The organism is Actinophytocola sp. (assembly GCF_035634895.1).
GTDB lineage: Bacteria > Actinomycetota > Actinomycetes > Mycobacteriales > Pseudonocardiaceae > Actinophytocola.
Genome location: NZ_DASQCC010000145.1, coordinates 1 through 25,058 on the forward strand (window position 1 = coordinate 1; position 25,058 = coordinate 25,058).

Genomic DNA, 25,058 nt, shown 5'->3' on the forward strand with positions numbered 1-25,058 from the left:
CCGTGGCTCACCACGACGGTGGTGTCCACGCCGAACGGCACGACCGCCGACGCACTCGTGGCCGTCGACCTCGCGCACGTACTCTGGGCCGTCAACATGGGCTGCCTCGGCTTCCACGTCTGGCCCAACACGGCGGCCGACCCGGCACACGCCGACGAGCTGCGCATCGACCTCGACCCGAGCCCCGGGGTCACGTTCGCCATGATCCGGGAGGCCGCGGCCGAGACCAGGACCCTGCTGGACGAGCTGGGCGCGGCGAGCTTCCCGAAGACGACCGGCAACCGTGGCATCCACGTCTACGTCCGCCTCCTCCCCCGCTGGGACGGCATCGCGGTGCGGGCCGCGGCCGTCGCGGTGGCCCGTGAGCTGGAGCGCCGCCGGCCGGACCTCGTGACCGCGGCGTGGTGGAAGGAGGAGCGCGGCAGCCGGGTGTTCGTGGACTTCAACCAGAACGCCCCGCACAAGACGGTGTTCGGCGCGTGGTCCGTCCGCGCCAACCCGCACGCACAGGTCTCGGCACCGTTCGCCTGGGACGAACTGTCCACTGTCGAGCCTCGCGAGCTGACCATCGACACCGTCCCGGCCCGCGTGGCCGAACGCGGCGACCCCTGGGCGGCCATGACCCCGCAGGACCTCGACCCCCTGCTGGCCCTCCACGAACGCGACAGGGCGGACGGCCTGCTCGACGCCCCGTGGCCCCCGGTCTACCCGAAGATGCCCGGCGAGCCACCCCGCGTCGCACCGAGCCGGGCCAGGAAGGTGCCGCCGGAGGAGACCTGAGCAGGACGACCGCACCGCACCGGCACGCGGCCAGCACTCAGGAGGCCTCGGGCGGCGGACTGGGCACCAACATGCCGTGCCGGACGAGGTCGCGGACGATGGCCAACGCGGAGTCCCACTCCACCGGGCCGATGGCGTACTCCAGCAACGCGAGCAGGTCCTCGAGCGGCACCCTGCCCCGGCAGCCGGCCAGCAGCTTCGCCGTCGGCTCGTCGATCTCGTGCTGCCAGCCCGGCCCGTCCATGCGGTGCAGCCGCCGCACGACCGGCTCCCAGCCCTCCTCCCCCGAGGACGAGACCTCCTCCAGCACGACCGTCGACGCCATGGTGAACCGCGTCCGGAGCAGGGACTTCTCGTGGTCCCGCAGCCACGCCACGTTGTCCAGCCACCGGGTGGACTCCGGGCCGAGCGGGTCGTCGTAGGCGTGCCGCAGGTCCTCGCACACCACCTCCGCGTCGGCCGAGGCGGTGCGCCGCAGCGTCACGTACCCGAACCCGACGGCCTCGACCCGCTCCGCCGCGAACCAGTCCAGCCACGCGTTCGCCTTCACCCGGCCCTCGTCGGACCGGGGATCGATGCCGGCGTCCCGCAGCCACGTGCCGACGTACAGCCCGGGGTCGGCGATGTCCCGCTGCACGAACCACGCGTCCACCCCGTCGGGCAGCCACGCCTGGACACGCTCCGCCCAGTCCTCGCCCTCGCGATGGAGCCAGGACGCCAGCAGCTGGCCGACGCCACCCTCGGCGAGGTAGGCGGGAAGCCGCCGGATCATGAGCGCGCTGGCCCCGTCGCCCTCGATGCCGGAGTCGCGGTAGGTGTAGTCCACCCGTGCCGGCCCGACGACGAACGGCGGGTTGCACACGATCTGGTCGAACCGCCGCCCGTCGACCGGGTCGAACCACTCGCCTTCCAGCAGCTCGACGTCCAGCTCGTTGAGCCGGAACGTCGCCTGTGCGAGCGCGAGCGCCCGCGCGGAGAGGTCGGTCGCGGTGATGGTCCGCGCGTGGGTGCTGGCGTGGAGTGCCTGGACGCCGCAGCCGGTGCCGACGTCGAGCAGCGTGCCGACCGGTCGGCGGGCCGTGGCCCTGGCCAGGTTGATGGACGCGTGGCCGACGCCGAGCACGTGGTCGGCGGGCACCGCCCCGCCACGCAGATCGGAGTCGAGGTCGGCCACGACCCACCAGGCGTCATCGTACGGCCGGATGTCCAGCCCGGCCCGGCCGTCCGGTGTCACCACCGAGGCCGCGACCGCCGCGTCGAGGTCCACCGGCCCGAGCGCGGCGCGGACGGCGGCGTCGGGCTCGGCGTCCCCCAGCAGGAACAGGCGGATCAACGTGCCCAGCGTGCCGGCGTCGCGCGTGGCGCGGCGGGCCGGCTCGGGCTCGCCGCGGCCGAGCGCGGCGTGTGCCTGACCGCCGAGCGCGCCGAGGACACCGTCCGCGGTGTACCCGGCGGTCAGGAACGCGTCCCGCAGGCGGGCGCAGAGGTCAGCGGAAAGGTCGGGAACCACGCCCGCATGCTTTCACGCCGACCCCGGTCCCGCCCCCGGGCGGTGCGTCGCCCCGCTCAGGCGGAGGTCAGGACGGTGTCCGCGGTCACCGGCGCCGACCAGTCGATGCGGTGCCGCTGCACCGGCCCGAAGGTCCGCTCCGGCCGCATGGCGGTCATCAGCATCAACCGCATCATCAGCGGCATCATGGCTCGCACCACCGGACCGGGCGCCTTGACGTGGTTGATCCTCGCCGCGTTGGCGGCGATGCGTTCGACCCGCGTCCGGCGCAGCCGCTCGTACGCGGCGAACGCCGACGGCGCGTCGGGCAGGTCCCGCAGGCAGCGGGCCAGCTCGATCGCGCTCTCGACGGCCAGCGACGCGCCCTGCCCCGAGCTGTTCGACGGCGCGTGCACCGCGTCCCCGACCAGCACGGCACGCCCGCGGTGCCAGTGCGGCACGCTCGGCATGATGTGCGTCGAGCCGGTGACGACCAGCTTCGCGGCGTCGATGTGCCGGACCAGGTCACCGCCGGGATCGTCGTCGCCGTAGGCGTCGCGCAGCCGCCGAAGCCACTCCTCCGCCGGCACCGCCCGCGCCTCGGTCAGGCTCATCGGCCGCTCCTGGGGCAGGTTGGCGCCGAACTCCGTGGTGCCGTCGGGCCGGCGCCAGTACAGGTAGTACGCCCGCTTGCCGAAGGTGAAGTGCATCGTGCCGGTCTCGCTGGGCACGGGCCGGTCGACGATCGCCCCGAGACCCAGCAGTCCGGTGTAGCCGGCGCCGGGCGCGTTCGGGTCGATCAGGCGTCGCACGGTCGAGTGCACGCCGTCCGCGCCGACCAGCACGTCGGCGGTGGCCTCGGCGCCGTCGGCGAACCGCGCGGTCACCCCGCCCGGACCGTCGTCGTAGGACACGAGCCGCCTGCCGTGCTCGACCCGGACCCCGCCGGCGACCGCGACGTCGTAGAGCGCCCGGTGCAGGTCGCCGCGCTGGACGAGCCGCATGGGCGGCAGGCCGGACAGCTGGGGCAGCTCGACCTCCTTGTCACCGAAGGACATCACGGTCTCCGGGATCGGCATCCCGATGTCCTCGACGGCCTTCCTGGCGCCGACGATCTCCAGTGCGGCCAGCCCGTTCGGCGCGATCGCGAGCGAGCCGCCGATGCCGTCGGCCGTCCGCGGGTACGCCTCGTACACCGTCGCGTCGATGCCGGCCTTGCGCAACGCCAGCGCCGCGACCGGTCCGGCCACCCCGCCGCCGATCACCAGCGCTGTTCGAACCTTGGACATGTCCCCCTCCTCGAGGGTTCGGGCGCGAACCGACCCCGGGAGACGGCTACCCTCGTGGTTGCCACACCTCGGGGATCGGGTCTCCTGGCTCGGTTCGCGGATTGGCGGCCCCGGCGGGGATGCTGCAACATCGCCGCCGGGGCCCTGATCACTCGGTACTCCCCCGGTCTGCCAGCTCGGCGTACTCCGATGGGATCTCCCCGGTGGCGTGCCAGTGCCGCCACGCCGCGAGTCCGGGGAACGTCTCGTTGGTCAACTCCGCCAGCAGCCCCCGCACCCAGGTCAGCTCCGCGTGGCGGACGGCCAGCTCGTACTCGTTCTCGATGAGGAACAGGCGCGGCACGTCCTCGGTCGCGGCCTCGGCCTCCTGCGCGGCGATCATCGACTCCAGGGACGCGATCCGCTCCCGCAACGCCGCGGCCACCTCGCCGGGCGGGAGCGCGGGCAGCATCGACAGGCCGGCCTTGAACCGCGGATGCTCGGGCTGGGGCGTCGCCACGAGCTCACGGGTCCAGTCCCGCAGCTCGGCCACGCCGACGTCGGTGATCCCGTAGATCGTGCGCTCCGGCCGCGCGCCCTCGCGGCGGCTGTCGACGACCTCGATGAAGCCGTGTTTGGCCAGGTTGCGCACCACCGTGTAGAGCGAGCCCCACTTGATCTCCATGTCCTCGTCCTTGCCGCGGGCACGCAGCACCGACGCGATCTCGTAGGGGTGCATCGGTTGCTGGACGACGGTGCCGAGCACGGCCAGCGCCAGCAGGTTCGACACCTTCCGCGGCTTGGCCACGTCCACCTCCCTCGCCGACAAGTACTTGCGGACAAGTATACGCAGACGAGCATCGCGTACAACAGTCGTTTTCGACGGTCGACAGGGGGAGGTGTGACGCCGTCCCTAGACTGGGCGGGTGACCGACCCGGACGCCGAGCTGCGCGCGTGGGGACCGACTCCTGGCGAGCAAGCCGCGCAGCCACCAGGCGACGAACCCACCGGTGTGATGCGACTACCGGGGTACAGCGACTTCCAGCGGATCGCCGAGGGCGGCGAGGGGGTCGTGTACCGGGCGCGGCAGGACGGGCTGGACCGGTTCGTGGCGGTCAAGGTGATCAACGTCAGCGACCCGTCGCGGGTGGCGCGGTTCCGTCGGGAGCTGGAGATCACCGTCCGGTTGGGGCGCCAGCACCCCCACATCGTGACGGTGATCGACACGGGCACCACGGCGGACGGCCGGCCGTGCATCGTCATGGAGTACTACGACAACGGCTCGCTGCAGGACCGGCTGCGGGAACGCGGCCCACTGCCGGTGGAGGATGCCGCCGCGGCGGGGACCGCGGTGGCCGACGCGCTGGCCTTCGCGCACTCGCAAGGGTTTCTGCACCGGGACGTCAAGCCGCAGAACATCCTGGTGCTGCCGACGTCGTACGTGCTGGCCGACTTCGGCATCGCGCGGATGGCCGACGCCGGGCACACGACGTCGCTGCAGATGGTCAGCTACCGGCACGCGGCCCCGCAGACGATCAACGGCGGCGACCCGTCCCCGGCCGACGACCAGTGGTCGCTCGGCTCGACGCTGTTCACCCTGCTCGACGGCGCGCCGCCGTTCTCGTCGGACAACCCGGACGAGGACACGGTGCTGTCGTACCTGGAGCGGGTGCGGGCGACGGAGCCCCGGCGGATGCGGCGCTCGGACGTGCCGCCGGACCTGGCCGCGATCATCGGGCGGTGCCTGAGCAAGCGCCGCGAGGACCGGTTCCCGGACGCCGGGGCGCTGCGTGCGGCGCTGGCGTCGGTCCGGACCGGGGGTTCGTGGATGCCGGCGCTACCGGTGGACTTCGGCCCGCGCCCGGCACCACCACCGCCGCCGGAGCCGCCGGCACCGTCCACAACGGACACGGACCTGACGGTCGCCGGCCCGTACAGCCAGCTGGCGGGGTTGACGGTCCGCATCAACGACCGGCCTCCGCTCCCCGACTTCGGCCCGACCCCGACGCCCTACGACGGCGGCCCGGTGCCGCCGGTGAGCGAGCCGCCGGTGGTGGCGGTGCTGCCGGCGCCGACGCCCTGGCGAGTAGAACCGTACGAGGACCCGGACCCGACGACGACCATCAGGCGACCGTCGCCGCCGAAGAAGAAGGGGCGGCGCGGCCTGCTGCTGGGCACGGTCGCGATACTGGCGGGCGCCGCGATCGGCGTGTTCGTGGTCCCGAGGTTCCTCGACAAGGACGACCAGGCGACCCGGTCACCGGCCTCCACCCACGCCTCGACGCGGACCACGACGACCACGACCACACCCCTCGCGACGGGTGACGACGCGGCGTTCGCCCCGAACCTCGACCCGCTGGACGACCAGGGGGCGAGCATCACCCTGACGTGGGCCGACCCCACCAACGGCAAGGCCCAGTTCGTGGTGGTGGACGTGACGGACAACGACCACAAGGCACTCGCGACGGTGGCGCCGGGCACGAACACCTACACGGTCGCCGGCCTGGACCCCGCCGCGGACCAGTACTGCTTCCAGGTCATCGGCCTCGGCCTCGACGACCCGGCGACCCAGCACGGCGCCTCGGACCCGGCCTGCACCACCCGCTGACGGCACCCAGCCCGGCGCACCCCGAACCGCCGCGCGCCGGCACCTAGCGACGCCAGAGCGGACGCGGATCCACCGCCCAGAAAACCCTGCGATACCAGGGAACCCGCCGCCGCAGCACTGCCCGTACCCGCAGCGCCAACGACCACGCCGCCTGTCCCGACTCCGCCGGCGCCGGATCCGGCGCGAAGGCCGCCCGGTCCGCCAGCACGGCCAGTCGGGAAGCGGCCGGGTCCGCCAGCTCACCCGCGATCTCCGGCGCCGGTCTCGCCCGCGGCGGCGTCCGCCCGGCCAGCAGCAGCGAGTCCAGCACGTACGCCCACGCCCCCGTCGGCCCAGCCCTGCGCAGCCGTGCCCGCCGACCGGCCCGCAGTCCGCCGAGTACCACGAACACCAGCACCGGCACCGCGAGAAGCACCAGATACCAGTGGTTCCGCGCGACGACCGCCGGCGCGGCCGAACCGTGTGCCGGCGCTCGGGACGGCATCGGCGGCCCCGAGGCCGCGGGCACGGATGGCGTCGAGGTCGGCGTCGCTAGCCGGTTGATCACGTCGCGCCGGGACGCGGACGTCGCCCCGTCGTCCGTACCCGGCTCGGGGTCGAACGGCACCCAGCCCCAGCCCGTGAAGTACACCTCCGGCCACGCGGTCGCGTCCGCGCCCCGCACGACCGCGACCCCGTCCGCCCCCGGCCTGACCGGGGAGAACCCGACGACCACCCGAGTCGGCAGCCCGACCGCCCTGGCCAGCACCGCGTACGCCGAGGCGAACTGCTCGGCCGTGCCCTCGTTCGCCCCGGCCACGCCGGGAGCGCCGAACAGGAAGGTCTCCAGCCGCGCGTAGGACGACCCGACCGGCGCCTCCGCGTTCGGCTTCCGCCCGGCGCGGACGACCTCCTCGACGGCCACCGCCTTCTCGAACGGCGTCCGCGCGTCGGCCACGGCACGCCGGGCGTACTCGGCGAACGCGAACGGCAGCTCGGGCAGTTCGAGGTACCGCCGCGCGGCCCCACCCTCCGGCACGGTCGCCGCCAGCAGGTCCGCGTCCTCCGGTGCGTCCACAGTGGACGAGACGGTGTAGCCGAAGCCCTGTCGCGCACCGGTCGGCAGGACCATCGAGCCGGAGCTGGCGTCGACGACGGCGTCCTCGGCGGACGTGCCGGTCGGCCGGCCGGCGGTGGGCAGCCACGGCCCGGTGAGCCTGCCGATCGTGACCTCGACCGTCGAGCCTGCCTGCCGGACACCGGCCGGCAGGTCGAGCCGGGAAACCGTGCCGATCGGCCCGTACAGGGTGGACGCTCGCCAGGTCGCCCCGGTGTAGTCGGCGAGCGCGATCAACCGCATCGGGGTCTCCCTGCCCCGCACCCGGAACAGCTCGGTGTCCCCGGCGGCCGCCCACGACGACAGCTCCGGCAGCGGACTCGCCACCGGCAGGTCGTTCACCGGTGGCGTGACCAGGTCCCGCGGCTCGAACGGCCGGCCCGCCGGCAGCAGCGCGGTCGCCCCCACCGCGGCAGCCGCCAGCCCGACGACCAGAACCGACTGCGGCACAACGGCTGCCCGCCGCCTGCCGCGATCGACGAGCACCCAACCGAGACCGGTCACCGCGAGCAGCGCCAACGCGCCAAACCCGCGCGGGTCCGCCTGCCCGGCCGTCAGCAACGCCGTCGCGACGTACAGCAAGGCGCCGCCGGCCGCCGGCACGATCGAGGACCTCGCCCGCAAGGAAAGCGCACACACGAGCGACACGACGGCGACCAGCAGCACACCCGGTACGAGCAGGCCCGCGGTGACGGGTGCCGGCCGCGGCGCGGTCAGCAGCCGCGGCACGGAGTCGACCACCGCCTGCATGGGACCGGACGCCGGCGCGGCGTAGTAGGCACCGACGACCGAGGCGGTCAGCACCGCGAGTACGGCGAAACTCGCCGGCACCCGCACGGCCCGCGCCCCGAACACCACGCCATAGGTGGCGACCACGGCACCGGCGAACACGAGCGCGGCCACCGGGGACGCCCAACCGGCGGCGAGCTGCCAGCAGCCGACCATGAGCACGGCAAGGGACCACACGACCTTCGGCGTGGAGGTCCCGCTCATCGCGCCACCACCGTGTCCCACAGGGCGACCAGGTCCTCGACCCGGGCGCCGGTGAGGACCAGCGCGCCGCCGACGGCATGCGTCGAGGGCTTCTCGGTGGCCCGGTCGACGACCAGCACCACACCGACCGAGGCCCGCCCGGCCTCCAGCAGCAACGACGCCCGTTCGGCACCGGCCCCGGAGATCACCGCCACCACGTCGAGATCGCGGACCGGCAGCGGCAGCGGAGCGTCCACATCGGACACCGGTTGGACGTCCGCCAGTGCCGCCAGGGTGGTGTCGTCCTCGAGCGTCCCGGCCGCGACCTCGAGATCCACCCCGCCCGACGCCGACATCAACCGCACCGGATGCCCGCCGGCCACGGCCGCGGTCAGCAGCGACGCGGCGGTCTCGACGGCGTCCTCGAACCCGTCCTCGTCCGGATGGCTGCCCGCCCGGTCATCCAGCAGCACGGCCAGATGCGGCCGGGCCGGGTCGGCATCCTCGCGCACCATCAGCACACCGGTGCGCGCACTGGTCGCCCAGTGCAGCCTGCGCAGGTCGTCGCCCGGCACGTACTCACGCAGCCCCACCAGATCCGTGCCGCCACGCTCGACCCGCTCGTCCGCGCCGACATGCCCGCGCCGCACCCCGGACGGCAGGCCGCGCACCGGCAGCACCCGCGGCACGACCCGCACCTCGGTCACGCCCCCGAGCGACATCCGCGCCCCGGCCAACCCGGCCAGCCCAGGCCGGCGCAACTCCAGCGGTCCGACCGGCAACACCCCGCGCCGCGTGGTCGGGATCGGATAGTCCACAGAGGACTCGGTACCTGGCTTCAGCGGCGGCACCTCGATCCCGATCGGCGTGCCACCGATGAGGTCCACGGCGTCGAGCCGCACCGGCAGGCGACGACTCGTGCTGGTGAGCGTGAGCGTCCCGGCACACGCGCCGAGCCGGTGCACGGTTCGCGGCCGGACGGTCCGGGCCGCGTCGACCGGCGCGGGCAGCAGCACCGACCCCACCGCCGCCACGACGAGAAGGACGAGCGCGGCACCGAACCCGACCATGCCCGGGTACCGCCACCACACCCCGAGAACGAGCAGCGACACACCGAGCACGAGCGCACCCACCCCGCGCGCGGTGAGGCGCAGGCGGCCTTTCATTGCCCCTGCGGCCGGGGCACCGGCACCCGCTCGACGACCTCCGCGACGACGTCCTCGGTCGTGGTGCCGGCCAGCAACGCCTCCCTGGTGAGCACGAGCCGGTGGGCGAGCACGGGCCCGACCAGGCGCTGCACGTCGCCGGGCACCACGAAGTGCCGTCCCTGCGACGCCGCGTACACCTGCACGCACCGGACCAGCGCCCGCAACCCGCGGGTGCTCGCGCCGAGCCGCAGCTTCGCGTCCTCGCGGGTGGCCGTGCCCAGATCGCTGACATACCGCAGGATCGGCTCGGCGACGTGCAAGGTGGACAGGAGTCGCCCGTACTGCGCGACGACCGGCGGACTGGTCACCGTCGGCACCTGCGCCACCCGGCCGGCGGTGCTACCCGGCCGCAGCACGTCCAGCTCGAACTCGACGGCCGGGTAACCGATGGAGGTCCGGACCATGAACCGGTCGAGCTGCGCCTCGGGCAACCGGTAGGTGCCGTCCAGGTCGATCGGGTTCTGCGTGGCCACCACGAGGAACGGGTCGGGCACCGCGTGCGCGACACCGTCGACGGTGACCGTCCGCTCCTCCATCACCTCGAGCAGGGCGGACTGGGTCTTGGCGGCCGCACGGTTGATCTCGTCGGCGAGCACCACGTTGGCGAACACCGGCCCGGCACGGAAGTTCACCTGTCCGCTGCGCGGGTCGTACACCGAGGTGCCGGTGACGTCGGACGGCAGCAGGTCGGGGGTGAACTGCACGCGGCGGGACAGCCCGCCGAGCGCACCGGCGACCGCTCGCGCGAGGGTCGTCTTCCCCGTGCCGGGCACGTCCTCCAGCAACACGTGCCCACCGGCGAACATGGCGACCAGCACGAGGTCGACGACCTGCCGCTTACCACGCACGGCGGTCTCGATCGCGTCACCCACCTGGGTGTGCAGGTGGCGGAAGGCCGCGATGTCCCGCTCACCGACTCCCGACCCGACGACGGCGGTCATCGCTCACCGTCCTCAGTGGACGGAGCGGATTCCTTGCGCCGCCCGACAACCTGCACGAGCACGGCGACGACGAGGAACCCGAGCCCGGCGCCGGCCTGCCCGAAGTCGATCGACTTCTGGGTGGGCGTCAGCTCGACGAGCTTGCCGGAGCCGAGGCAGGCGTACTTGCCGCAGGTGGGTTCCTTGGGCCCCCGGACGTTCTTCGCCGCGGAGTCGACGGACTGGCTGCCGTCCCGCGCGGTGGCACGAACCACGATCCGGTTGGAGCCGGTGTCGACGTCGACGTCCACGGTGGACGCACCGCAGGCGACGGTCGCGCCGTAGCCGAGGGTGGTGTTGAGGACCTGACAGGTGCCGTCGTGGCCGGCCCAGTCAGCGGGCCAGGTCATGTTGACGTGGCGGGTGTAGCCGTTGCCCGTGATGCTGGTGATCACGGTGGCGCCGGCGGTGGGCACCGTGGCCGCCGGCGGCTGGGTGGTGGTGGTCGTCGTCTGCGGCGGGGGCGGCGGATCGGTCGTGGTGGTGGTCTGCGGAGGCGGGTCGGTCGTGGTCGTCGTCTGCGGCGGCGGGTCGTCCGTCGTGGTCCCGGGCACCGGCCACGACCGGGTGCCGGCGGCGCTCTCCCCGACCCGGTTGAGGGCCTTGACCGCGACGTCGAGCTGCCCGCCGGCACAGAACGTGCTGCCACCGCAAGGAATGGTGAGCTGGGCGTTGGTCCCCGTGGTCTGGGCGCCGCGGGTGCCACCGGCGAAGTCACCGCTGGCCTCGACCGTGTAGCCGGTGACCTTCTCCCCGTTGTCCTCGGCGGCGCCCCAACCGACGTCGACGACCAGTTCGGTGGCGGACCGGCTGACCAGTGCCACGGTCACGCCGGGCGGCGCCCCGGGCACGTTCCCACCACCGGGTGTCTCGACGCCACTCGGCACACCGGACCCGGGCACGTCCGGCCCACGCTGCTGCTCACCGCCCCGGTCGTTCGTCTCCGGCCGGGGACTCGGCCGCGGCGGCGACGGCACGTCGACGGTCGGCGGCCGGTCGGGATCGACGACAGGCAGCGAAGGACTGCGAATGGTGACCGGCCGAGTCGACCCGTCCTGGTCGACGATCACACCACGCTCGGCACCAGGCGCGCTGATGAAGAGCTTGCCGTCGTCGAAGACGATCTCCGGATCACTCCCGGGAGTCCTGACGTCGGCTCCGCCCCGCCTGCCGGCCTTGTCGAGCACGATCACCTTGGCGTCACCACGGCACGGCACGTAGACCTTGTCCCGGAACACAACGGGCCGGCCGGGCGTGGCACACCCGAGGGCGGCGACATCGACCCGCACGACCCGATCCCCGGCGACGATGACGACGGTTCCCTGTCCGGGCACCGAGGCAGGCGCGAGCCCGGCGGGACTGCTCTGCGCCCCGAGCACCTCACCGGGAAGCCGCGGCGTGGAGCCGTTGACGTCCGCACCGGTCCCGACCTGGCGGACCACACCACCGTCGAGCCCGAAGAGGGTGACCCCTTTGGCGTGCGGCACAAGGATGGTGGCAGGCCCGGCCCCACGAACCCGCTCACTGGCCCGCTCCCGGAACTTCCTGGCGTCGGAGAGCCATTCGAGCGTGTGCAGACGCCCGTCGTGGTCGGCGGCCCAGACGACCCCGGCCTCGTCCGCGACGACGTCGGCAAGCGGCCTGCCGGCCCGCCATGGTTTGCCGATGTCGGCGAGCGTCACGGGATCGGCGTTCGCGATGGTCCCGGCAGGCCGGTCGACGACGTAGATGCGGCCCTCGGAGACGAGCACCTTGGTAGCCGGCCCAGGCTGGGCCTGACGGCGCCCACTGGCGAGCAGGGTGGCGAGATCCATGACGGTGATCTGCCCGTTCCGCCGGTCAAGGATGACGAGCAACCCGTCCCGCTGGGTGATGTCGAGGCTCGCGTCCCCGCCGGAAACCCGCAGGCGAACCTCCGGCCGCCCAGAAGCCGGGTTGACCTGGACGACCTCGCCACGAGGGTTGTCGGGCAACCAGGTCAGCCCGTCCGAGACGTCGACCGCGGTCCGGGCGACCCCGGTCCCCAGCGCGGCACCGACCAGAAGCAGGACCCCCAACGAGGCGGCCCCGAAGCTGGCGGAGTCCCGAACCCGCCGCCGCCGCCGAACCAAGCCAACAATCCGCTGCCACACGACAAGATCCCCAACTCTCCCGACCCGCGCGAGATAGTAGCCATCGGAACCGATCGTCAGTCACCCAACCGAAGAGGGCTTCGTCGCCCACGCCACACCGGATTGGCCACCCCGACGGCTTCTTGCCATCCCCGAACACACCATCGGATCCGACCATCATAACGACGCGCCATCACCGCCAGGCGGCCGCCCAAGCCCCCGGCATGTCATACCCACACTCGGCGACGGCCCACCGAGCCCGAGTCATCAACTCGGGCCGAGCCTCCCGCACCACCCCCGGATCAAGCACGTCGAACATGGCGGGCGCGGTGGCCAGAAACCCCTCGACAACGTCGAGCAACCCGACCTCGACCACCCGCAACCAGGCCTCCAACGCGACCGCGGGCTCAGCGGCCGCCCACTCCGGATCGACGAGCGCCTGCAACTTGGCCAGCAGTCCCGTGTCACTGGCCGGATCTCGACCGAGCACCGTCACGACACACGAGACGAGCTGAGTACGCACCTCACGCCGTGGCATCAGGTACGAGAGCACCTCATCGACCACGGACGCGGTGACCCGCCCATCACCCCGCACCCGGTCGAGCAGCAAGGCACAGTACCGATCTCGCACCACGCCACTCCACGGCAACCGATCGAGCACCGCGACCTGTGCACATCGCCGGTACACCTGCGCCACCGCCTCACCATCCGCCGTATCCGGTGGCGACAGCACCGCCCGCATCAGCAGGTACGCGGCGGACCGCATGACGTCATCCGGCCACTTCACATATGAGTTCATCGTCTCCTTGAGCACCGCGACCAGTGGTTCCAGCAGGTGGTGAACCACGGCATCGTTCCTGGCCTGCGTGAACAGCGCGGTCCGCCGAAGTCGGTCGGGATGGTGATCGGTCGCGACGAACACCGCGGGGTCGCCCTGCAGGTTCGGTTGGTCCCGGTAGGTCTGGTGGAGGTTGATCTCCGGCGGCGCGTAGGTACCGTCGTCCAGGGTCAGCAACAGTTCGCCCCCGGGTCCGTGCCGCACGGCCAGCGAGTCGACCAGCTCCTGGTACTCGGATCCGCTCATCTGGGACCGCCACAACAGCGCGTGCTGATACCAGGCAAAGCCCGGATTGCCGACGCCGAACAGCTTGGCAACCCGTGTCTCCGCCTCCGAGATCACGACGAGGATCACCAGGTTGGCGGTATAGACGGCATGCCGGGTGGGAACGGGTAGGCGACGGGGCTCGTAGTCGAGATGGCTCCGGTCATCACGTCCTTGCCGGGCCAGGGTGCACAGCTTGCTCAGCAGAGCCGCGAGCGACACACGGGCGGAGTCGGTCGCGCGGCTGGCGAACTCGGCGAGGAACCCGATGATGGACGGACGCGAGCTCAATGGTGCGAACGACAGCAACACGAACAACAGCCCGTCGTCCTGAGGATTGGCGCCGAGTGGGCTCAGCGCGGTAGCTTCCTCGCGCGCCACCATGCCGTTCAGGACCTGCCACGTATGTCGCGCCACCAGGAACTCACCGAACGTGGCATGCAGGAACTCGTACGTGTGCAGCCGGTGGTCGCCCCGAAACGCCTGTGACTCCTGAATGAAGAAGAACTGGCCGAGCACCAGCTCCGCGGCTCCCAACGGGGCACGAAAGCCCTGAGCCTCGCCCGACCGCCAACGACTCCCGAGCAACGCGGTCAGGTCGCGGTCCAGGTCCGCCTCCGTGACGAACTGGCTCGCCCGGTTGAACATGGCAAAGGCGACGATGGACAACCGGAGCAGTTCCTCTTCGACCGCCTTGTCCAGGCTCGCCACCCGGTCGGGCTCGCCGGCCTTGGCCACCTCGCGTCTGGCGAACCGCACCAGCAGTCGCTCGTAGAGGTCGGCCCGACTGAACTTGCTGGTGCTGTCCTGCAGGACGTTGTTGTCCGCGTCGTACAACGCGAGCATCAACAGGAGCAGCGGCTGTTCCGCGAGATCGGAGAAGTTCAGCGCCCTCTGCGCGGGAAGCGCCGTCATCCCACGCTCGCGGAAGTACCTCTCATTGGCTTCGCGCCACATGTCCAGCCACTCGGTCACCTGGCTCGGGCTGAACGACTCGAGCCGCACCGCGACGGTCTCGTCAGGAATGCGTGCCCGGTTCGCGACCGTGATCCTGCTGGTGACGACCGCTGCCACCGGCCGCCCCTGAGCGAACTCCCGCTGCTGGAAGGCACGCACCTTCACCAGGTAGTCGGTCTGGCTCACACCGGTCGCCTGCAGCATCTCGTCGAAGCCGTCCAGAAGCACGACCGGCAACGCGTCCTGCGCGGACCGGCAGAGAGCTGGCCACTCGAGCCGCTCCCCGGTGGTGCGCCGGATCGCCTGCTCGACCTGGTCCTGCAGGTCCATGTCCGCGGGGATCTCGCGCAGGACGACTCGAACCACGAGGAAGTCACTCGGCGGTAATCGCGCGGCGAGAACCCTTGTCAACACGGACTTTCCCGACCCGGGTTGGCCGAGTACCAGCAGCGGCGCCTGAGTCGCCTGAGGTGAGGTCAGGTAACCAGCGAGAAAACCGTTCATGTCCTCCCGGATCGGCACGTCGTGCCACCAGGATTCCTCGCTCGGCGTCGAGCCCGTCGGCACGTCGGCGACCCGGAACCGTGGGTCGATGTAGGCCTCGCCGAGCGTCGGTATCTCCAGGTCTTCCGGCACGTCACCCGGTTCGACGATCTGCCGGTCGAGGTCCGCTCGATATGCCCTGGTCAACGCCACGAGCCGATCATCGGGCACGGTGCCGTCCGAGACGTCTCGCAGCAACGTCTCCAGACCTGCAAGCGCGGTCCGCAGCTCCCGGATCTGATGCCGAGTCGCCTGATGGTCCTGCAGGTTGGCCCAGTTCGCCACCTCTGGGAAGGCGACCGCGAGATCACGCAGGAGCAGTTCGTAACGTTCACATGCCGTCGCGGGGACGGCACGCACCATGCGGGTGAACAGGGCCCGGTCGGTTTCGTTGCGACGATCCCACGCGGCCAGTCCCGTCGCGAACTGGACGAGCCGCACGGACAGGCTCTCGTAGAACAATCGGAGCGCGCGAACCGTGTCCTCGCGGGGACGCTGCGGCGTCGGGAGAGGAATCGCCGTGTCGAGCAGCTCGCTCACCAGCGCTCCGGCCCGGCCACCCTGCGCGGACCTCTCGACCACGAGTGTGATTTGTTCGCCTCGTGTCAGTTCGAGTTGATCGAGGCTGAACGGAAGCTCCGCGGAACCGAGCGCCTCGAAGTACGCCGTGATGACGACGATCGAGTGCGCGGCCTGGATTCGCTGCGTCCGATCGAAACGGCTCAGCCCTCGCTGCCGGTCGGTGACGTTCTGGACGAGATCCCGGCCCAGTCGGAGCAACTCGCTCCGTACCCCGAAACAGCTCAGCACGTCGGACATGCCGATGGTGAGACCACGCATCGTTCCCGTCGTGAGCCGGTCCATCCAGTCGACGCCGGTGACGCCACCCCCGCCAAGAAGTCGAACCGCGTCGGCGTAGGTGAATGTCCTGGTCACCGAGGAGGTCCTCTCATCCAGATCCCACTCGTTTCAGCGGTGGGAGAACCATTCGACCAAGGTGACCGGATCGGGCGGTGTGCCACCGATGGTCGCGATTCGCCGGTAGGTCGCCGACACGACCTCGGGAGGTGGTGGCTCGTCGCCGCCGTGAACCGTCATCGAGAGCAGTAGACCGATCCACCCTCCGTCGTCGTCGGGATCCTCACGAACTCGGTCGGCGAACGCCGGCATTGCCTCGGCGCCACCGCGGTCGACGAACTCACGTTCGCCCGAACGTGCTTCGGATGCGATGGCTTGACCATCCGGGTCGAGTGCTCGGGCAACAAGGAGCCCCGCCAAAGCGGATCCCGCGTCCGACCGGTGGAATGGTCGCAAGGTCGACTGGACAGCGCGGTCCGGGAACGATTCCCCGGCGCACCAGTGGACCGCGAGCTGCGCTACCTTGTCGGCGGCAGGCTCGAGGTGCTGCATACGCCAGGCGAGCCGGCTCTCCACGCTCAGCGCGGCGGCCAGTTCGCGGATGTCCGTCGAGACCTGGCTTGCGTCACACGCGTCCAACCGCGCCGAGGCGACCTCCAGCAATCTGGTGCCGACCTCTGTGAGCTCGTCCGCGGGCCCCAGAGCTCGTAGCGCCTCGCGCACCTGGTTCTGGTGGTGCACGAAATGAAAGGCAGCTGTGCGATCACCCGGACGCGGCTGCGAACACCACCTGCGGTACCAGTATTCGGTGACGCCGGCGAACGCGTAAATGCCGTGGAGCAGACCGCCCAATGGTCGCGGATCCCGCCGCCACGGCGCATAGCAGAGCCGGTCCGGACCAGGACGCTGTAATGGCACCAGATCCAGCAACGCGTTCAGCTTCGAATGCTGTATCTCATGGAGCACGGTCTCGGCCATGGCCGCCGGCGTCTCCGGCTTCGCCACACAGATCGCACCGAAGGACGCGGACGACGATGAGGCGACGAAACCGCCGCCCTGAGTCATCGGCACGATGACGGGGTCAGCGGCCAGCATTTCCGCCACGTAGTCCCCATGGTCCTCGACGAGGATCTCCCACGCGCGATCCAGCTTGCGGCGCCAGCTCTCGAGGTCCGCTGAGCCGAGTCGCTCAGGGGGCGACACGGAGTCGAACTTCCGGTACGGGTCCGTATCGTCCAGCGTCCACCGCATCGTGTGACCGCCCGCCGTGCTGTGATGCACGCGGACGGGAATTGACCGAACCGCCACGGAATTCCAGATCTCGTCCCCGGACTCGAGAAAGACGGTGGAATCCTTCGCCCACAAGCGCACCACACGAGTGGAGTCGTCCTCAGCAACCTCGAACTGGCCCACGGTCGGAAGGTTGAGCCGGCCGTGCCACACCGGAGCTGTGGTCCGCACATCGATACCAGCCCGAACCGCCGCCGCGACCGCTATCGAACTCAGGTAGCCCATATCCACCCAGATTGGGACGTCGTCGTGAACGATACCTCGTATTCTGCGGATCGCACGGACCAGCCAGGTACCTACAGACGGGTACAACAAGATTTGCCGCACGACGTCAGGGGCATGTTTCTCCGCCTCGACAAGGATGTGCCACGCCTCGTCGAGGGTGCGGCGGTTTCCCGCCTCCGCGGGACCCGACAGGGACTCGCGCAGGATCTTCAGCAGCAGAAGCCGGCGGCTGTACTGACCGTCCCAGAGCGCACCCATCGCGGACGCGTCAACCGGACCAGCGAATACCTGCGCGATCAGCTCCCATGAGACGCGGTGTCCGGACAACGCGGGGCGCGGCTCGACCATGTGACTCGGCATGCGACGACCGCTCAGTTCTGCTGGACCTGCTGGTCCTGAGCCGGATGCTCTATCGCCCGGTCGAGCACGGTGGATGCCTGTGGCACCAGGACAGCGGGAAGGTCTGCCAGCGAGACGTGCGTGAGGTCGGGCAAGTCCGACTCCACGTAGCCGTCGAGAACCTCCGCCATCAAGCCTGCCTTTCCTCACACGTCAGTGCCGGCTCGTCCCGTGTCCGAGTCGGTATGCGGCACCTTACTGAGACCGACCTCCAGATCCGATCACATTGTGGACACGTCATCGGTCCGTTGGTCCTGCCCCATTCGGGTGATGTCCCATCTGACTACGTACGGTGGCGACAGTCTGGTTCGCTCGGTGGACGTGGCCCATCGGAGCCCGGCCGCGCGGCCGGGAGATGATTGATCTGTGGATATCGCGGCTGAGTTTGTTGCGCTGGTGGTGGCGGTGCTCGTCTTCACGGCGATGGCGCGGCGGCTGGACTGGTCGGCGCCGTTGTGCCTGATCGGGGTTGGCGTCGCCGCCTCGTTCGTGCCGGGGGTGCCGGAGTACCGGCTGTCGCCGGAGGTCGTGCTCGTCGGGTTGCTGCCGCCGCTGTTGTACTCGGCGGCCATCCAGACCTCGCTCCTCGACTACCGCAAGCTGCGGGGACCCATCACGCTGCTCTCCTTCGGGCTCGTCGTCTTCACGACCGTCGCCGTCGGGCTGGTGACCTGGGCGGTCGTGCCGGGGCTGCCGCTCGCGGCGGGCATCGCGCTCGGCGCCGTCATCGCGCCTACCGACGCCGTCGCGGCCAGTGCGGTCGCCCAGCGGGTGGGCATGCCGCGCAAGCTCATCCGCCTCATCGAGGGTGAGTCGCTGTTCAACGACGCGACCGCGCTCGTGGCCCTACGGACGGCCATCGCCACGATCGCCGGGTCGGTCACGATCTGGCAGGTCAGCCTCGACTTCCTGCTTGCCGTCGTGGCCGGGGTCGCCGGGGGCGCGGTGGTCGGGATCGCGGCCGGCTACGTGCGGGGACGGCTCACCGACCTCGTCAGTGACACCGCGCTCTCCTTCGCGGTGCCGTTCGTCGCCTACCTGCTGGCCGAGGTGGCGCACGGGTCCGGCGTACTGGCCGTGATCGTGGCCGGCATCATTCTCGGGCACAAGTCGCCGCTCATCCTGTCCGGGTCGGCGCGGATCGCGAGCCAGCACAACTGGCAGACCATCCAGTTCCTGCTCGAGAACATGGTCTTCCTGCTCATCGGGCTACAGCTGCGGTGGATCATCGAGCAGGTCGTCGACAGCGGCGTCTCACCCGGCCTCGTCATCGGCATCTGCGCCGTCGTCCTCGCCTCCACGATCCTCTCGCGCATCATCTGGATGATCGGCATCGGCACGATCAAGCGGGTCATGCGCAAGGTCCGGCCGGGGAAGAAGCGCCACGTCTGGCCCTGGAGCTACTCCACCGTGCTCGCCTGGGCCGGCATGCGGGGCGTCGTCACCCTCGCCGCCGCCTTCATCCTGCCCCCCGACACACCCCAGCGCGCCGTTCTCCTCCTCGCCTCGTTCGTCGTCGTGGCCGCCACCCTGCTCATCCAGGGCATGACGCTGCCCAGGCTCATCAGGCGCCTGCGGCTGCCCCGGCCCGACCCCGCCGAGGACGCGCTGCAGGAGGCCGCCGTACTCAACGACATGACCCGGGTCGCGCTCGTCAAGCTCGACGAGATCCGTACCCCCGACGACTCGGAGGAGGTCGTCGCGCGCCTGCGGGACCGGCTTCGGGACCGGTCCGACTCCGCGTGGGAGCAGCTCGGCCGCCGCAGCTCGCTTCCCGAGACGCCCAGCGACACCTACCGCCGCCTCCGGCTCGCGCTGCTCCAGGCCGAGCGCGAGGAGTTCCTCCGCGCCCGCGACAGCGGCACCGCCGACGACATCGTGCTGCGCCGCGTGCTGGCTCGCCTCGACATCGAGGAGTCCATGCTCGACCGCGACGACGACGAGGACCCGGAGATGGAGCGCGAGCTGCACACCCCGGTGGCCACCGCGGGCTCGTGCAAGCACCTCGACCACCCGTGGAAGGACGTCGACCCCAACTCGCCGGACACGTGCGCGGCCTGTACCGCCGAGGGCCTGACCTGGGTGCACCTGCGCATGTGCCTCAAGTGCGGCAACGTCGCCTGCTGCGACTCCTCCCCCGGCAACCACGCCACCAAGCACTTCCACGACACCCGCCACCCGGTCATGCGCAGCGCCGAACCGGGCGAGACCTGGCGCTGGTGCTACGTCGACCAGCAGCTCGGCTGACCCGCGGGTCAGCCCTGGCGGAACCTGTCCAGCACGCGCCGGTCGCGCTTGGTCGGGCGGCCGGCGCCGCGGTCGCGGCGGGCCACCGGGACCAGCGCGTCGGGCGGTGGCTTCGGCGTGCGGTCGAGGAAGCAGGTCGCCGCGTCGGGCGCGCCCACCCGTTTCTGGATGATCCGGACCACCTCGACCACCTTCGTCACACCACCCGAGCGGACGCGGACCTCGTCGCCCGGCACCACGGTGGTCGCCGGTTTGGCAGGGCGGTCGTTGACCCGCACGTGTCCGCCGCGGCAGGCCGCCGCCGCGTCCGAACGGGTCTTCGTCAGCCGGACCGCCCACAGCCAGCGGTCAACTCGCGTCGACTCCACACCTCAGAAACTAGTCGGTAGCGACGGGTGCCGTTGCACCTGGAACGCGCTCCGCACGACCGTCTCCTTGTACAGCGCGGCCAACCGGCCCGTGAGCACCCGCTCCACGGGCTGGTCGAACCGGTTCACGAACTGGACCAGCCCGTCGCGCCGGCCCAGGCTGATGCACTGGTTCACGTACCGGAACCGGAACGGCTTGACCGGCTTGCCGTCCCGCCGGGCCAGGATCGCGCGGACCGCCAGCTGCGCCACCGGCATCCCCGTCGCGCACGCCATCCGCAGCTCCTGCCCTCCCGGCATCCGCATGGCCGCCGCGTCACCCACGCCGTAGACGTCCGGGCACGACGTCGACCGCGCGGTCTCGTCGACGATCAGCCTGCCGTCGCGGTCGACCGCGAGGCCCGCCTCCTCGGCCAGCGCCGGCACGGTGAAACCGGTCGTCCACACCACCATGTCCGACGCGATGTGCTCGCCGCCGGTCAGCACGACGCCGTCCGCGCGCACCCGCGCGACCCGGGCGTCCTCGCGGACCTCGACGCCCAGCCGGTCGAGCGTGCGGCGCAGGTGGCGGCGCCCCTTCTCGGACAGCCGCGCGCCCAGCGCGCCGTCGGTCACCAGTCGGACCTTCAGCTCCGGGTTCCGCTCGGCCAGCTCCGTGGCCGACTCGATGCCGGTCAGCCCCGCCCCGACGACCGTGACCACGCCGCCCGCGCGGACACGCGCCCGCAGCCGCGCGGCCTCCTCGGCGATCGCGACCGTGTACGCGTGGTCGGCGACGCCGGGGACCGAGTCGACGTCCATCCGGCTGCCGAGCGCGTAGACGAGCGTGTCGTACGGCAACGTCTCGCCCCCGGCCAGTACGACCGACCTGGCCTCCGGGTCGATGGCCGTGGCGCGGTCGATCACCACCCGGACGCCGGTGCCCGCCATCAGCTCGGTGAGTGGCCGGTCGCGCAGTTCCTCCCCGGCGGCCAGCTGGTGCAGCCGGACCCGCTCGACGAACTGGTCGCGCTCGTTGACGAGCGTGACCTCCACGTCGCGGGCCCGGGCCAGGAGGCGCGCCGCGGGCTGTCCCGAGTAGCCGGCGCCCAGTACCACGATGCGAGTGACCATGGTGAATCTCCCTTCCTCGCTGGAAGGACTGGGCGCGGGAGAGTTTCGTGACACCAGGAGCGCGAGACTCCAGTCACACCGCGTACGGTCATGGTCGTTCCCGCTCTGACAGGAGGTACGAACGATGCGGATCGTCACGGACACCGGACGTTGTGTCGGCGCCGGGCAGTGCGCCCTCACCGAGCCGAGGGTGTTCGACCAGAGCGACGAGGACGGCACGGTCGTGCTGCTGACCGACCGGGCCGAGGGCGACACGCTCACCAACGTCCGCGAGGCGATCGACCTCTGCCCGAGCCAGGCCCTGTCGCTCGAAGAGGACTGACGCCGGCAGGCCCCTCCTTCGTTCCGGTCGGCACCGGAGACCTTTCCGATCCGCGGGGAGCTCCCGTGGCCCCGCGGCGCGCCTAGGCGTCGAAGTCGAGGTCCGCGCGCGTCAGCGGCCGGCCCGGCAGCTCCCCGGGCGCAGGCGCCCGCAACCCGTCCATCATGATCGCCAGCGCCCTGACGGGTGCGACCCCCGCGGCCTCCGCCGTCAGGTTGTGCGGCTGTTTCACCACCGACATGAACAACACCGCCAGGTCCCCCACCCCGACGTCCAGCCGCAGCGACCCCTCCTCCTGCGCCCGCCGCACCACCTCGTCCAGCGTGTCCAGCACATGATCACGCATGCGCGACGTGTCCGGGTCCCCCTTCACCACCGAGGTCACCAGCTCCGACTTCGCCTGCACGCTCACATGTAGCCACGCCGACTGCCGCATGATCCGCATCAGCGCCGCCCACGCCGTCGGCTCCTCGGCCAGCGCCGCCCGGGTCTCGTCGGCCACGACCTGGAACGTCTCCCGGAACACGGCCCGGATCAGCGCCTCCCGGTCGGCGAACCGCCGGTAGAGCGTGCCGACGCCCACGGACGCCCGGCGCGCGATCTCCTCCATCGCGACGTCGGCGCCCCGCTCGGCGAAGATCTCCCGTGCCGCCGCCAGGATCTGGTCGCGGTTGCGGCGCGCGTCCGCCCGCAGCGGAGTGTCCGGAGTGGTCATCCGCGGATTATCCCATTACGCCCGATTGTGGACGCAGTGCTGCGAGTTGACTACTCTCGATACAAACGGACGAGATTCTTCCGGATGGAGTAAGCATGGAGACATTCCCGCCACGGGTGTGCCCGTTCCACGGCGACGCGTCGACGACCGAACCGGGCCCCATGACCAGGGTGACGTTGCGCAGTGGCCAGGAGGTGTGGGCCGCGTCCCGCCACGCCGACGTCCGCGCCGTGCTCACCGACCCCGCCTGCTCCTCCAACCGCGCCAACCCGAACTTCCCCCTGCCGTTCGGGCGCCGGGTCCGCCGGGGCGAGGGTCTGAAGCCATCCCTGATCGCGATGGACGCGCCGGAGCACGGCCCGGCCCGGCGGCTGGTGCTCGGCGAGTTCACGGTGAAGCGCCTCGCCACGCTCGGTACCCGGGTGCAGGAGATCGTCGACGAGCACCTCGACGCCATGCTCGCCGAGGAGTCCCGCACGGCCAACCTCGTGCCGGCCCTCTCGCTACCCGTGCCCTCGCTCGTGATCTGCGAGCTGCTCGGCGTCCCCTACGCCGACCACGAGTTCTTCCAGTCCCGCTCCCGCACCCTCATCTCCCGCGCCTCGACGCAGGAGGAGGTCAAGGCCGCGTCCGACGGCCTGCGCGGCTACATGGACGAGCTGGTCACCGCCAAGGAGGCCGACCCGACCGACGACCTCATCGGCCGGCAGATCGTCAAGCGCCGCGAGGAAGGCATCGAGGACCACGAGGCGCTCGTCAGCCTCACCATCCTCCTGCTCATCGCGGGCCACGAGACCACCGCCAACATGATCTCGCTGGGCACGCTTGCGTTGCTCCAGCGTCCCGACCAGCTCGCCGAGCTGCGTGCCGACCCGTCGAAGACTCCCACCGCGGTCGAGGAGCTGTTGCGGGAGTTCACGATCGCCGAGTTCGTCACCTCACGCGTCGCGGTCGAGGACACGGTCGTCAACGGCACCGAGGTCAAGGCAGGCGAAGGCGTGTTCACGCTCGGCAACGCCGCCAACCACGACCCGGCCGTGTTCGCGGACCCGACGCAGGTCGACATCGACCGCGGCGCGCGCAACCACCTCGCGTTCGGGTACGGCGCGCACCAGTGCCTCGGCCAGAACCTGGCCCGCGTCGAGCTGCGGGTCGTGTTCGACACGCTGTTCCGGCGGGTGCCGACGCTGCGGGTGGCCCGGCCGGTCGCCGAGCTGCCGTTCAAGAACGACGCGTTGATCTACGGCCTGCACAGCCTGCCGGTCAGCTGGTAATCGTCACGATCGTCCGACCGCCGGTGCCGAGCCGGTCGAACGCGTCGTTGACGCCGGCCAGGTCGGTGGTGGCCGTGGTCAGGGCGGCGAGGTCCAGCTTGCCGTCCTCGACCAGGCCCAGCAGCCGCGGGATCTCGACCTCCGGGTCACTCGACCCGAAGACGCAGCCGTGCAGCGTGCGGCCGAACCAGTACAGCTCCAGTGCCGAGAACTCCACGATGTTGGCCTTGCCGCCGACGCCGACCACCGTCACCGAGCCGCCACGCCGGCTCGCCGACCACGCCGTGCGGATCGTCGCCGGCAGGCCGACGCAGTCGAAGGCGTGGTCCGCGCCGCGCCCGCCGGTGAGCTTGCGGACCGCCTTGGCCGCACCATCGCCGGACACGACGAAGTCCGTCGCACCGTGCTGTGACGCCAGCTCGGCCTTGGCCTCGGTGACGTCCACGCCGATGATCGGCCCGGCGCCGACCGCCCGTGCGGCCTGCAGCGCGGACAGCCCGACCCCGCCGAGCCCCACGACCGCGACCGACTCGCCGGGGCGCACCCGTGCCGTGTTGAGCACCGCGCCCGCGCCGGTCTGCACCGCACAGCCGAGCACGGCGGCCTGCGCCATCGGCACGGAGTCCGGGACCCTCACCACGCCCGCCGCCGGCACGATCGTCTCCTCGGCGAACGCGCCAGTGCCCAGCCCGGGGTACACCGGGGTGCCGTCGTCGAGCCGGGCGTACGGCGCACGGGCGACGTCCTCGGCGTGCACGCACAGCCAGGGCTCGCCGCGCAGGCAGAACCAGCACTCACGGCACGCGGGCGCCCAGTTCAGGATGACGTGGTCGCCGGGCGCCACCCGGTCGACGCCGTCCCCGACCGCGGTGACGACGCCGGCGCCCTCGTGCCCGAGCACGGCCGGCACCTCCTGCGGCAGCGTGCCGTTGGCGAGGGACAGGTCGGAATGGCACACACCGGCGGCATGCACGCGGACCTTCACCTGACCGGGGCCGGGATCGCCGAGGGAGATGTCCAGCACCTCGAGTTGTCCACCCTGCCGCGTCAGCACCGCTGCCTTCACCATGCAAGCGACCCTACTAGGGCGGGGTCCTGGGATCTTCGTGTGAAAGTCGGCACCACCCCGGGG

At 71.4% G+C, this 25,058-nt stretch carries 19 protein-coding genes; 5 read left to right on the plus strand and 14 right to left on the minus strand.

What is annotated here, in order from left to right; genetic code table 11:
* Positions 1-780 (plus strand): ATP-dependent DNA ligase (locus tag VET29_RS21205; RefSeq protein ID WP_324923135.1); only part of this gene is annotated, 780 nt, incomplete at its 5' end.
* A 37-nt stretch (positions 781-817) separates the two neighbouring features.
* Here the strand turns inward: VET29_RS21205 and VET29_RS21210 are convergent.
* The 3 genes from VET29_RS21210 to VET29_RS21220 all read right to left on the minus strand — a co-directional run bounded on the left by VET29_RS21210 (position 818) and on the right by VET29_RS21220 (position 4,345).
* The gene (locus VET29_RS21210) at positions 818-2,290 is read right to left on the minus strand and encodes a DUF7059 domain-containing protein (RefSeq protein ID WP_324923137.1); all 1,473 of its coding nucleotides are present in this window, start codon (positions 2,288-2,290) and stop codon (positions 818-820) included.
* A gap of 56 nt (positions 2,291-2,346) precedes the next feature.
* Positions 2,347-3,558 (minus strand): FAD-dependent oxidoreductase, encoded by a 1,212-nt coding sequence (locus VET29_RS21215; RefSeq protein ID WP_324923140.1) that lies wholly within the window; start codon positions 3,556-3,558, stop codon positions 2,347-2,349.
* Positions 3,559-3,706: 148 nt separating this feature from the next.
* Entirely contained in the window at positions 3,707-4,345 is a 639-nt protein-coding gene (locus VET29_RS21220) for a PadR family transcriptional regulator (protein WP_324923142.1), read from the minus strand.
* A 118-nt stretch (positions 4,346-4,463) separates the two neighbouring features.
* Between VET29_RS21220 and VET29_RS21225 the strand changes: the two genes are divergently transcribed.
* On the plus strand, positions 4,464-6,146 hold the full coding sequence (locus VET29_RS21225) for a serine/threonine-protein kinase (RefSeq protein ID WP_324923145.1): 1,683 nt from the start codon (positions 4,464-4,466) through the stop codon (positions 6,144-6,146).
* A gap of 43 nt (positions 6,147-6,189) precedes the next feature.
* On the opposite strand, the gene VET29_RS21230 is transcribed toward VET29_RS21225, so the two are convergent.
* From VET29_RS21230 to VET29_RS21260, 7 genes are all read right to left on the minus strand, one after another.
* The gene (locus VET29_RS21230) at positions 6,190-8,235 is read right to left on the minus strand and encodes a DUF3488 and transglutaminase-like domain-containing protein (protein WP_324923146.1); all 2,046 of its coding nucleotides are present in this window, start codon (positions 8,233-8,235) and stop codon (positions 6,190-6,192) included.
* A complete protein-coding gene (locus VET29_RS21235; protein ID WP_324923148.1) occupies positions 8,232-9,380 on the minus strand; it encodes a DUF58 domain-containing protein in 1,149 nt (382 codons plus the stop codon). The genes VET29_RS21230 and VET29_RS21235 overlap by 4 nt, the downstream gene beginning before the upstream one ends.
* Complete coding sequence (locus VET29_RS21240; RefSeq protein WP_324923150.1) at positions 9,377-10,363, minus strand: MoxR family ATPase; 987 nt, start codon at positions 10,361-10,363, stop codon at positions 9,377-9,379. The genes VET29_RS21235 and VET29_RS21240 overlap by 4 nt, the downstream gene beginning before the upstream one ends.
* The gene (locus VET29_RS21245) at positions 10,360-12,459 is read right to left on the minus strand and encodes a hypothetical protein (RefSeq protein ID WP_324923152.1); all 2,100 of its coding nucleotides are present in this window, start codon (positions 12,457-12,459) and stop codon (positions 10,360-10,362) included. Before VET29_RS21245 ends, VET29_RS21240 begins: the two co-directional genes overlap by 4 nt.
* Positions 12,460-12,706: 247 nt before the next feature.
* Complete coding sequence (locus tag VET29_RS21250) at positions 12,707-16,051, minus strand: hypothetical protein (RefSeq protein WP_324923154.1); 3,345 nt, start codon at positions 16,049-16,051, stop codon at positions 12,707-12,709.
* 33 nt (positions 16,052-16,084) lie between these two features.
* Positions 16,085-17,836, minus strand: a complete 1,752-nt coding sequence (locus tag VET29_RS21255; protein ID WP_324923156.1) for an HEXXH motif domain-containing protein — start codon at positions 17,834-17,836, stop codon at positions 16,085-16,087.
* Positions 17,837-17,859: 23 nt separating this feature from the next.
* Positions 17,860-18,018 carry a hypothetical protein gene (locus VET29_RS21260; protein WP_324923158.1) on the minus strand — a complete coding sequence of 53 codons (159 nt, stop codon included), beginning with the start codon at positions 18,016-18,018 and terminating at the stop codon, positions 17,860-17,862.
* Positions 18,019-18,253: 235 nt separating this feature from the next.
* Here VET29_RS21260 and VET29_RS21265 point away from each other — a divergent pair, with 235 nt between their 5' ends.
* On the plus strand, positions 18,254-20,134 hold the full coding sequence (locus tag VET29_RS21265; protein ID WP_324923160.1) for a Na+/H+ antiporter: 1,881 nt from the start codon (positions 18,254-18,256) through the stop codon (positions 20,132-20,134).
* A gap of 8 nt (positions 20,135-20,142) precedes the next feature.
* Here VET29_RS21265 and VET29_RS21270 read toward each other — a convergent pair whose 3' ends face one another.
* Positions 20,143-20,502: an RNA-binding S4 domain-containing protein gene (locus VET29_RS21270; RefSeq protein WP_324923162.1), complete on the minus strand. Its 360-nt coding sequence runs from the start codon at positions 20,500-20,502 to the stop codon at positions 20,143-20,145.
* Positions 20,503-20,505: 3 nt separating this feature from the next.
* The gene (locus tag VET29_RS21275) at positions 20,506-21,615 is read right to left on the minus strand and encodes an NAD(P)/FAD-dependent oxidoreductase (RefSeq protein ID WP_324923164.1); all 1,110 of its coding nucleotides are present in this window, start codon (positions 21,613-21,615) and stop codon (positions 20,506-20,508) included.
* Positions 21,616-21,739: 124 nt separating this feature from the next.
* Here VET29_RS21275 and VET29_RS21280 point away from each other — a divergent pair, with 124 nt between their 5' ends.
* The gene (locus VET29_RS21280; protein ID WP_324923167.1) at positions 21,740-21,937 is read left to right on the plus strand and encodes a ferredoxin; all 198 of its coding nucleotides are present in this window, start codon (positions 21,740-21,742) and stop codon (positions 21,935-21,937) included.
* A gap of 82 nt (positions 21,938-22,019) precedes the next feature.
* On the opposite strand, the gene VET29_RS21285 is transcribed toward VET29_RS21280, so the two are convergent.
* A complete protein-coding gene (locus VET29_RS21285) occupies positions 22,020-22,652 on the minus strand; it encodes a helix-turn-helix domain-containing protein (RefSeq protein WP_324923169.1) in 633 nt (210 codons plus the stop codon).
* A 95-nt stretch (positions 22,653-22,747) separates the two neighbouring features.
* Here VET29_RS21285 and VET29_RS21290 point away from each other — a divergent pair, with 95 nt between their 5' ends.
* On the plus strand, positions 22,748-23,926 hold the full coding sequence (locus tag VET29_RS21290; protein ID WP_324923171.1) for a cytochrome P450: 1,179 nt from the start codon (positions 22,748-22,750) through the stop codon (positions 23,924-23,926).
* Here VET29_RS21290 and VET29_RS21295 read toward each other — a convergent pair.
* Positions 23,916-24,995 (minus strand): alcohol dehydrogenase catalytic domain-containing protein, encoded by a 1,080-nt coding sequence (locus VET29_RS21295; protein WP_324923173.1) that lies wholly within the window; start codon positions 24,993-24,995, stop codon positions 23,916-23,918. The genes VET29_RS21290 and VET29_RS21295 overlap by 11 nt on opposite strands.
* Positions 24,996-25,058 lie beyond the last annotated feature (63 nt).

What these genes read in the sequence shown, in the direction of transcription:
- VET29_RS21215 (WP_324923140.1), bottom strand. Translation starts at nt 3,558, where the DNA reads ATGTCCAAGGTTCGAACAGCGCTGGTGATCGGCGGCGGGGTGGCCGGA.
- VET29_RS21230 (WP_324923146.1), bottom strand. Translation starts at nt 8,235, where the DNA reads ATGAGCGGGACCTCCACGCCGAAGGTCGTGTGGTCCCTTGCCGTGCTC.
- VET29_RS21235 (WP_324923148.1), bottom strand. Translation starts at nt 9,380, where the DNA reads ATGAAAGGCCGCCTGCGCCTCACCGCGCGCGGGGTGGGTGCGCTCGTG.
- VET29_RS21240 (WP_324923150.1), bottom strand. Translation starts at nt 10,363, where the DNA reads ATGACCGCCGTCGTCGGGTCGGGAGTCGGTGAGCGGGACATCGCGGCC.
- VET29_RS21255 (WP_324923156.1), bottom strand. Translation starts at nt 17,836, where the DNA reads ATGGTCGAGCCGCGCCCCGCGTTGTCCGGACACCGCGTCTCATGGGAG.
- VET29_RS21260 (WP_324923158.1), bottom strand. Translation starts at nt 18,018, where the DNA reads ATGGCGGAGGTTCTCGACGGCTACGTGGAGTCGGACTTGCCCGACCTC.
- VET29_RS21275 (WP_324923164.1), bottom strand. Translation starts at nt 21,615, where the DNA reads ATGGTCACTCGCATCGTGGTACTGGGCGCCGGCTACTCGGGACAGCCC.
- VET29_RS21280 (WP_324923167.1), top strand. Translation starts at nt 21,740, where the DNA reads ATGCGGATCGTCACGGACACCGGACGTTGTGTCGGCGCCGGGCAGTGC.
- VET29_RS21285 (WP_324923169.1), bottom strand. Translation starts at nt 22,652, where the DNA reads ATGACCACTCCGGACACTCCGCTGCGGGCGGACGCGCGCCGCAACCGC.
- VET29_RS21290 (WP_324923171.1), top strand. Translation starts at nt 22,748, where the DNA reads ATGGAGACATTCCCGCCACGGGTGTGCCCGTTCCACGGCGACGCGTCG.
- VET29_RS21295 (WP_324923173.1), bottom strand. Translation starts at nt 24,995, where the DNA reads ATGGTGAAGGCAGCGGTGCTGACGCGGCAGGGTGGACAACTCGAGGTG.